This window comes from Pseudomonas sp. MF6747, from assembly GCF_963890955.1.
In the GTDB taxonomy this organism is placed as follows: domain Bacteria; phylum Pseudomonadota; class Gammaproteobacteria; order Pseudomonadales; family Pseudomonadaceae; genus Aquipseudomonas.
In genome coordinates, this window is record NZ_CAWPSZ010000025.1 from 21,753 (window position 1) to 30,543 (window position 8,791).

The 8,791-nt window shown below is 62.1% G+C and carries 10 protein-coding genes; 5 read left to right on the forward strand and 5 right to left on the reverse strand.

The genetic code is table 11. The features are described from left to right. Positions 1-20 precede the first annotated feature (20 nt). Positions 21-971 carry a GlxA family transcriptional regulator gene (locus AACW30_RS21055; protein ID WP_200625646.1) on the reverse strand — a complete coding sequence of 317 codons (951 nt, stop codon included), beginning with the start codon at positions 969-971 and terminating at the stop codon, positions 21-23. 180 nt (positions 972-1,151) lie between these two features. Here AACW30_RS21055 and AACW30_RS21060 point away from each other — a divergent pair, with 180 nt between their 5' ends. Beyond that, the gene (locus AACW30_RS21060; protein WP_106580724.1) at positions 1,152-1,874 is read left to right on the forward strand and encodes a pirin family protein; all 723 of its coding nucleotides are present in this window, start codon (positions 1,152-1,154) and stop codon (positions 1,872-1,874) included. Between the two features lie 147 nt (positions 1,875-2,021). Beyond that, positions 2,022-2,408: a hypothetical protein gene (locus AACW30_RS21065; protein WP_325167603.1), complete on the forward strand. Its 387-nt coding sequence runs from the start codon at positions 2,022-2,024 to the stop codon at positions 2,406-2,408. Between the two features lie 62 nt (positions 2,409-2,470). Here AACW30_RS21065 and AACW30_RS21070 read toward each other — a convergent pair whose 3' ends face one another. Further along, positions 2,471-3,469: a quinone oxidoreductase family protein gene (locus tag AACW30_RS21070; RefSeq protein WP_200625648.1), complete on the reverse strand. Its 999-nt coding sequence runs from the start codon at positions 3,467-3,469 to the stop codon at positions 2,471-2,473. 102 nt (positions 3,470-3,571) lie between these two features. Here AACW30_RS21070 and AACW30_RS21075 point away from each other — a divergent pair, with 102 nt between their 5' ends. Further along, positions 3,572-4,435: a LysR family transcriptional regulator gene (locus AACW30_RS21075; protein WP_200625649.1), complete on the forward strand. Its 864-nt coding sequence runs from the start codon at positions 3,572-3,574 to the stop codon at positions 4,433-4,435. 1 nt (position 4,436) lies between these two features. On the opposite strand, the gene AACW30_RS21080 is transcribed toward AACW30_RS21075, so the two are convergent. Continuing rightward, a complete protein-coding gene (locus tag AACW30_RS21080; protein ID WP_200625650.1) occupies positions 4,437-5,396 on the reverse strand; it encodes a GlxA family transcriptional regulator in 960 nt (319 codons plus the stop codon). Between the two features lie 107 nt (positions 5,397-5,503). Between AACW30_RS21080 and AACW30_RS21085 the strand changes: the two genes are divergently transcribed. Then, on the forward strand, positions 5,504-6,046 hold the full coding sequence (locus AACW30_RS21085) for an acyl-CoA thioesterase (RefSeq protein ID WP_106580728.1): 543 nt from the start codon (positions 5,504-5,506) through the stop codon (positions 6,044-6,046). Between the two features lie 2 nt (positions 6,047-6,048). On the opposite strand, the gene AACW30_RS21090 is transcribed toward AACW30_RS21085, so the two are convergent. Next, positions 6,049-6,525, reverse strand: a complete 477-nt coding sequence (locus tag AACW30_RS21090) for a (R)-mandelonitrile lyase (RefSeq protein ID WP_106580729.1) — start codon at positions 6,523-6,525, stop codon at positions 6,049-6,051. Next, positions 6,522-7,517, reverse strand: a complete 996-nt coding sequence (locus AACW30_RS21095; RefSeq protein WP_200625651.1) for an aldo/keto reductase — start codon at positions 7,515-7,517, stop codon at positions 6,522-6,524. Before AACW30_RS21095 ends, AACW30_RS21090 begins: the two co-directional genes overlap by 4 nt. Positions 7,518-7,627: 110 nt before the next feature. Between AACW30_RS21095 and AACW30_RS21100 the strand changes: the two genes are divergently transcribed. Continuing rightward, entirely contained in the window at positions 7,628-8,521 is an 894-nt protein-coding gene (locus AACW30_RS21100; RefSeq protein ID WP_124417061.1) for a LysR family transcriptional regulator, read from the forward strand. Positions 8,522-8,791 lie beyond the last annotated feature (270 nt).

Here is an 8,791-nt window from a genome sequence, read left to right on the forward strand (position 1 = left end):
GCGAAACAGACATCCTGTCGTTAACTGAACTGTTGTCGGTATTGCGTAGGGTTCAGGCCGAGCTTTTCACTGAACAGAAAACGCATATGCCGCACGCTGCCAAACCCTGCGCGAAACGCCACGGTCTTGAGTGGCAGATCCGTGGTTTCCAGCAACTGCCGGGCGCGGTCGATGCGCGCGCCTTGCAGGAACGCCATGGGCGTCATCTGCACCTCCTTGGCAAACAGCCGCGTGAAGTGCCGCGCGCTCATGCCCGCCAACGCGGCCATTGAGTCGATGGTAAAGGGCTGGTCCAACTGCGCCAGCACCTGGTTCTGCACACGGGTGATCGCCGTTTCCAACGGCGCCACAGCCGCCGTCATCGGGCTGAACTGGGCCTGGCCGCCCTGGCGTTTCATCACCACCAGCAACACCTTGGCCACGTCCACCGCCACTTGTTTGCCATGGTCCTGGGCGACGACCGACAGCGCCAGGTCGATACCGGCGGTCACCCCGCCGGAGGTGATCAAGCGGCCATCCTGCAAATAGATACGATCGGTCTCGACTATAGCCTTGGGGAAGCCCTTGATCAGGCGTTCGGTGTAATGCCAGTGGGTGGTCACGCGGTGGCCGTCGAGCAGTCCGGCATGCCCCAGCACAAAGGCACCGGTGCAGATCGAGCCAAAGCGTCGCGCCTTGGGTGCGGCGGCCTTGAGCCAGGGCAACAGCGCAGGATGGCACTCGTTATAGGCACCGGGGCCGCCCGGCACCAGCAACAGGTCATAGGCGTCGTGAGCCTGCGCCAATAACAGGTCGGGTTGCACCTGCACACCATTGGAGGCGCGCAGCAGCCCAGGTTCGGTGCCAATGGTCAGGATCTGATAGTGAGCGTTCGCCGGCAGGTAGCGATTGGCGATGGAAAACACTTCGAGTGGACCGGCCATATCGAGCAGCAAAAAGTCCGGAAACAGCGCCATGGCCACGGTTTTCATGCAGAGAAAGTCCATCGAGAAGGAAGTCGAGGCGCCATTATGGCATGCCTTTTACTGTCAACTTGATAGAGACAGTTATTCAGTTTTCATCTTCTTAATGAATTCCATGCTAACCATTAACCTTCTTCTCAACGCAAGAGCCCTGCATGACGCAGCCCGCTCTCACTTGAGGACAAGACCATGCTGACCCTTCGCAAAGCTTCGGACCGCGGCGCCGCCAATCACGGTTGGTTGAAGTCGTTTCACACCTTCTCGTTCGCCAACTACTGGAACCCGGCCGAGCAGGGTTTTTCTGACCTGCTGGTAATCAACGATGACCGCGTTGCCGCCGGCAAAGGCTTCGGCCAGCACCCGCACCGCGACATGGAAATTTTCTCCTACGTGCTCGAAGGCGCCCTGGAACACAAGGACACCCTGGGCACCGGCTCGGTGATTCGCCCTGGCGATGTGCAGTTGATGAGCGCCGGCAGCGGCGTGGCGCACAGTGAGTTCAACCATAGCCAACGCCAGGGCGTGCACTTCCTGCAGATCTGGATCGTGCCGAATGTGGTCGGCGCCGAGCCGCGCTATCAACAGGAGCACTTCAGCGAGGCGCAGAAACGTGGGCGCTTGCAATTGATCATCTCGCCGGAAGGTGCCGAGGGTTCGCTGAATGTGCGCCAGGATGCGCGGGTGTATGCCGGGCTGTTCGACGGCGACGAAGCCGCGACGCTGGACGTGCCGCCGGATCGCCATGTGTACATCCATGTGGCCCGCGGCAGCGTTGAAGTCAACGGCCAGCGCTTGCAGGAAGGCGACGGTGCCCGCGTGCGGGATGAACGGCAGATCAACCTGAGCCACGGCGAGGATGCCGAGGTGCTGGTGTTCGACCTGCGCCCTCAGGAACGGCCGCAGATGCCTTGACCGTCACCGCGATGACCCGCCCCAAAACGGGTCATCGCTGGCATCGATAGTCACCATCAGCTCAATGAAGTTCTCTTAAAAAAACCAACGCGTAACATCAACCCCATGCCAAACGGCACCCAACTAAAACACTCGGAGCACACCACCATGAAACGCCAACTCTTGCTTAGCCTCGCTTTCTCGGTACTCGCTGCAAACGCTTTTGCTCACCCGGTTGTCGCTGAAGGTGGCGCGGATCGCCTGCAAGGTAACTCCGTAGCCGAAGGCGGTTCCGACCGTCTGCTGGACCGTCGTGTTGCTGAAGGCGGTGCGGATCGCTTGCAGGAACGCGGCCTGGCTGAAGGCGGTGCGGATCGCTTGCAGGAACGTGGTCTGGCTGAAGGCGGTGCGGATCGTCTGCAGGAACGCGGTCTGGCTGAAGGCGGTGCGGATCGCTTGCAGGAACGCGGTCTGGCTGAAGGCGGTGCGGATCGCCTGCAGGAACGTGGCTTGGCTGAAGGCGGTGCGGATCGTCTGCAAGGGCACAACGCGTAACCCCGCACTGTTCGCGGGGCACCCCAAACCGGCCTGATCAGCCGGTTTTTTTTCGCCTTCGGTTAATGCAGGTCGCGGTCCACCCACAGTACCGCCTTGCCAATCTGCTGCCGTGCCTCGATACGTGCATGGACTTGCTGCACCGTCTCCAGGCTGTAATGCCCTTCGATGTCCACTGTCAGCGTCCCTTCCAGCATTGCCGCGAACACGGCGTTGGCACGCCGTTGCACAGTCGCGCCATCGGCCATGTGGTCAGCCAGCCGTGGGCGCGTCAGGAACAACGAGCCCGCCTCCCCCAATTCCATCGGGTCCAGGTCTGTCAGCGAGCCCGAGACATTGCCGTAGTTGACGATCAAACCGCGCGTGCGACAGGCGCGAAAACTCTCACGCAAGGTGTTTTTGCCGACGCAATCAAACACCACATCCACCCCTCGCCCGCCCGTGGCTTGCCGTACCTGATCGGCAAATCGGTCATAGGTCCAGGCTCGATGGGCGCCCTGCTGCAAGGCAATCGCACATTTCTCGACGGTGCTGGCGGTGGTCAATACCGTTGCCCCCAACTGACGCGCCATCTGCACCAGCAATTGGCCGATGCTGCCGGACGCGGCATGAACCAGGCAGGTACTGCCCGCCTGCAAACGCGCCACATCGTCAATCAGGTAGTGCGCGGTGCAGCCCTGAAACATCGCCGCAGCGGCCTGATCGAAGCTGATTGCGTTCGGGATCTGCGCAATTTTCTCGACAGGCACATTTGCATACTCGGCATACGCGCCCCAGGCGATGCACCAGGCCACGCGGTCGCCCACAGCCAGGTGGCTGACGCCCGGACCGACTTCAATCACCACGCCGGCGCCTTCCATGCCCAAGGTGCACGGCAGGCGCACCGGGTACGTCGAAGAGTGTGCGTATTTGCCCTGGCGGGTATGAATGTCCATGAAATTGATCCCGGCGCAGGCCACCTTGACCAGCACATGCCCCGGTGTGGCCTGGGGTTTTTCAACGTCGTGGCGCAATTGGGCGACTTCGGGACCGCCGTAGGCTTGCAGGGTGATGGCTTTCATCGGGGAACAACTCCGTGTGCACTGGGAAGCGGCCATGGTAAAAGGGCACGCTCGGTAGGAATATTCCCCAACACCTCCCAGCCTCTGTGCGGAAATAACCCGATGTTCGATTGGCAGGATCTGTATTACTTCACCGTTCTGGCCCGCACCCAGTCGCTGTCGGCGGCCGCCCGCGAGTTGCAGGTGGAACACGCCACCGTCGGGCGCCGCGTCGATGCGCTGGAAAAAGCCCTCGGCGTAAAACTGGTAGACCGCCTGCCACGCAGCCGGCCACTCACGGCTCAAGGCCTGGCGCTGGCCGAACTGGCCGCGGGCATGGGCGAGATGGCCACCGACGTGCTGCGCCTGTCGCGGGTAGCCTCCATCGAACTGGCCGGGACGGTGCGGGTCAGCTGCCCCCCATCCATCGCCAACCACTGCCTTGCGCCTCACATAGCGCGGTTGCGGGCCCAGTACCCGCAGCTGAATCTGGTGCTGATACCGTCCACCCAACTGGCTGCGCTCGACAAGGGCGAGGCCGATATCGCGCTGCGCACGGTGCGCCCCGACGAAGAGGCGCTGGTGCGCCGCAAGGTCGGCGTGGTGCGCTTCGGTCTTTATGGCGCGCCCGGGTTCACGCAGCTGCCTGCCGCCCAATGGACCTTCATCGCCTACGACAGCAGCCGTGATCACTTGCCGCAACAGGCATGGCTGCACCAACTGCGCGGCCAACGCCCGATCGTGTTTGCGGCCAGCGAGTTGATCACTCAACAGATGGCCGCACGCGCGCACGTCGGCGCAGTGGTGTTGCCAACATTGGTGGGCGACCACGACCCGCTGCTGGCCAGGTTGCCGACGCCCGGCGACGGGCCGGTCCGTGATATCTGGCTGACGGTGTACCCGGACATGCGTCGCTCGCCGTCGGTAAAGGTGGTGATGGAGTTTCTGGTGGCATGCATCGAAGGTGAAGCGCAGCTGCGGCGCTGAATCAGCCCGCGGTGGCGAGGAATTTCTTGCGATACGCCGCCGGGAGCATCCCCACGCGCTGCTGGAACAGGCGGCGAAACGAATTGCTGTCTTCATACCCTACCGCGTAGGTGATGCTTTCGAGGGTCATGCGCGTTGACTCCAGCATCTGCTTGGCGCGCTCCAGGCGCAGGGTTTGCACATAGGCGATAGGCGTAAACCCCGTCGCTTCCTTGAACCGACGCTTGAAATTACGCACCCCGAAACCGAAGCGCCGGGCCACGTCATCGATGACCAACGGCTGGGCAAACTGTTGCTCCAGCCAATGTTGCACCCGCAGGACCTCGCCGTCGCCGTGGCTTTTGGGTAACGACCACATGGCGTACACCGACTGTTCGGTGCGCACGTTGTCGATCAACAAGTACTTGCCGCAGATATGCGCCAGCTCCGGTGAACCGAAACGGCGGATCAGGTGCAACATCAGGTCCATCGCGGCACTGGCGCCACCGCAGGTGATCACGCGGTTTTCTTCGCAGAGGATCTGCGTGTCATCCAGCACCACGCCTGCGTAACGGCGCCGGAAAAACTCGGCAAACGCCCAGTGGGTGGTGGCGCGCAGGCCCTGCAACATGCCAGTCTCGGCCAGCAGAAACGCCGCCGTGCACATCGACGCCAGCACTGCCCCTTGGGCGTGCTGTTGGCGCAACCAGGGCCCGTAGGCGGGAAAGCTCGGCAAAGCCTCTTTAAGGGTAAAAAGGAAGCCGGGGATCAGAATCAGGTCGGTTTGAAGAACCTGGGCAGCCGAGCACATCACCTGTAAACGCTGCCCGCCCCAGGCGTCCACGGCCTGGCCATCCAGGGACGCGACGACGATCTCGAATGGCGCGCGCTCGGCAAACAGGTTGGCCGCGCTGAGCATCTCCAGCGCCAGGGTGGCGCTGGCGGCGGAGCATTGATCGGCCAGGAGTAAAGTGATGTGCATAAAGGAGCCTGTTTGCGCTTTTCGCATGTAATAAGTCATTTGCGCACCTACCTTAGCCGATTCCTCGCCCGTACAGTGCTGCCACTGATCAACTGTCTGGCGCGTTTATGAATCTCTGGTTTCGATTGCTCTACATGCTGTCCCGTCGCCCCTGGCGCAAACCGGCCCATGGTCTGGAGACCACGGTGGTGCGCATGCGCGTGTGGCCCCTGGACCTGGATTTGAACCGGCATGTCACCAATGGCCGGTATTTCTCCCTGGCCGATGTGGCGCGGATGGATTTTGTACTGCGTACCGGCGCATTTCGCGTGGCCTTGCGCAACAAGGCGCTGCCGATCGTGGGCGATACCTGGGGCAAGTTTCGCCGCGAACTGAAGTTGTTCGAAGTCTTCGAGGTGCACACCCGAATGCTCGGTTGGGACCACAAGTGGAGCCTGATGGAGCACCGTTTCGTCAGCAAGGGCCGGGTGGTGGGCGTGGTGGTGATGCGCGGGCTGTTTCGCTCAGCCAAAGGCACCCTGCCCCCGGCAGATGTTGTGCGGGAGCTGGGGTTGGCCGAGCAATCGCCGCCGATGCCGCAGTGGCTGAGCGACTGGGCGAGCAGTTGTGATGACATGAGTGTGCAGTTGCGTGAAGCAGAGCAGGTTTAACCTCACAGCGCCGGCGCGTACTGCCCATCACTGACCTGTTCCAGCCAATCCACCACCTTGCCATCCAGTACTTCGGCAATCGCGATATGGGTCATTGCAGTAGTCGGCGTCGCGCCATGCCAATGCTTGACGCCGGGGGCGATCCACACGGTGTCGCCGGGGCGGATGGCACGCACCGGCTGCCCCCATTCCTGCACCAGCCCGGCACCGGCGGTGACGATCAACGTCTGTCCCAAAGGGTGGGTATGCCAGGCGGTGCGTGCGCCCGGTTCGAAGGTCACCGTGGCACCACTGACACGCGCGGCGTCGGTGCCTTTGAAGGGTGCGTCGACGCGCACGGTGCCGGTGAACCAGTCGGCCGGGCCTTGGGCTGAAGGTTGCGAGCCATTCGGGGTGATGGTGAGCATTGGGGTCTCCTGTGCGCGGGTTTCTTGGGCAAGCAATGACAGCGACAGCGCTGCGGCGGCGAGGGTTTTCATAGGCCGGTCATCTTTTCCAGGGCTTCGGGATAGCGCTCGCCCTCCACCTGAATGCTGGACGCGGCCACGTCCAGGTCCTGAAGCTCTTGTGCACTCAGTTGCAGTTGCACCGCCCCCAGGTTTTCGCTCAGACGCGCGGCTTTGGTGGTGCCCGGAATCGGCACAATCCACGGCTTTTGCGCCAATAACCAGGCCAGGGCGATCTGTGATGGCGTGGCATTTTTGCGCTGCCCGACCTCACGCAACAACGCCACCAGCGCCTGGTTGGCCTTTAGGGCTTGCGGGGTAAAACGTGGCAGGCTGCTGCGAAAATCACTGCTGTCAAACGTGCTTTGGCTGTCGAATTTGCCGGTCAGAAACCCTTTGCCCAGTGGGCTGTAAGGCACCAGGCCAATCCCCAGCTCTTCGAGCAATGGCAGGATTTCGGTTTCAGGCTTGCGCCACCACAGCGAATATTCACTTTGCAGGGCCGTCACCGGCTGCACCGCGTGAGCCCGGCGAATGGTCGCCGCGCCCGCCTCCGACAGCCCGAAATGCTTGACCTTGCCTTCCTGGATCAAGTCCTTCACGGCACCGGCCACGTCTTCGATGGGCACGTTGGGGTCCACCCGATGTTGGTAGAACAGGTCGATCACATCGGTTTTAAGGCGTTTGAGCGAGGCTTCCGCTACGAGGCGAATATGCTCGGGGCGGCTGTTGAGGCCCGCCCCTTTCCCGTTGCTGGAGGGGTCGAGCGCGAAACCGAATTTAGTCGCGATCACCACCTGATCGCGCAACGGCGCGAGCGCTTCGCCCAGCAACGCCTCGTTGGTGAACGGGCCGTAGACTTCGGCTGTATCGAAGAAGGTCACGCCTTGCTCCACCGCGCCGCGCAGCAGCGCGATCATCTGCCGGGCGTCGGCCGGGGCGCCATAGCCGAAACTCATGCCCATGCAGCCCAGGCCCAGGGCCGAGACTTCAAGCGAGCTGTTGCCGAGTGTGCGTTTGAGCATGCGGGTTCACCTGTTTAACGGCTGAATTCAAGGGTTGGTTCAATCTAACAGCACGCCATTGAGATAATTAGTCGCTAGAATCTGAATATACTTATGAGAGTGACTCACTAATGCTCAGGGAAAATGCCAATGACCTGCTCGCCTTTCTGGCTGTGGCGCGTGCGCGCAGCTTTACCAAGGCGGCGGCCAAACTTGGGGTGTCACAGTCGGCGCTGAGCCATACGATCCGGGCGCTCGAAGCCCGTCTGGGGCTGCGCTTGCTCACGCGCACCACGCGCAGCGTGTCGCCCACACAAGCCGGCCAGCACCTGATCGACACTGTCGGGCCGCACTTCGATGAAATCCAGATTGGTCTGGAAGGCCTGAGTCATTTGCGCGACACGCCTTCCGGCACGATTCGCATCAACGCCATGGACCATGCGCTGGAGCACATCCTCTGGCCGGTGCTCAAACCGTTTCTGGCGCAATACCCCGACATCGCCGTCGAAGTCTGCTGCGACTACGGCTTTGTCGACATCGCCGCCCAGGGTTTCGACGCCGGGGTGCGCCTGGGCGAAGATGTGGCCGACGGCATGATCGCCACCCGCATCGGGCCGGACATGCGCATGCGCGTCGTGGGTTCGCCGGCGTACTTTGCCAACCGACCACGGCCGACGACGCCGCGCGACCTCACGGGCCACGCATGCAACAACCTGCGCCTGCCTACCAATGGCGGCTTGTATGCATGGGAGTTTCGCAAAGCCTCGGAAAGCCTGAATGTGCGCGTGTCCGGCCAGGTGACTTTCAATGGTGTGTACCAGTTGCTCAAGGCGGCCGTGGATGGCTTTGGGCTGAGCTACATTGCGCAAGACCTGGTGGCGCCGTATTTGGCGGACGGTCGCTTGATCGCGGTGTTGGATGACTGGTGCGCACCGTTTGCCGGCTTTCACCTGTACTACCCGAGCCGGCGCCAGGCCTCGCCGGCGTTTGCGTTGCTGGTGGAAGCGTTGCGTTATCGCGGCTGAAGCATTGCGACCAGGCACCGGCCGATGCTTCAAACACGACTGCCATCCGGGGCACGCGTTGCGCAGTCCTGTGGATGGAGTGTTTGCTCGGGTGTTGGGGGATCGGAGGGAGGGGGAATATCCGTTATTGGGTGATGGCTGGGATGGGTTCCGCCCTTACGGCGGGTCACTTTGGAAAAGCCCCAAAGTAACCAAAGGGCTCTTGCCCCACCACTCGGCACCTCGCTCACGCTTCGGTGTGCCCTCACGCAGGCTTGAATCCGTGGGCCG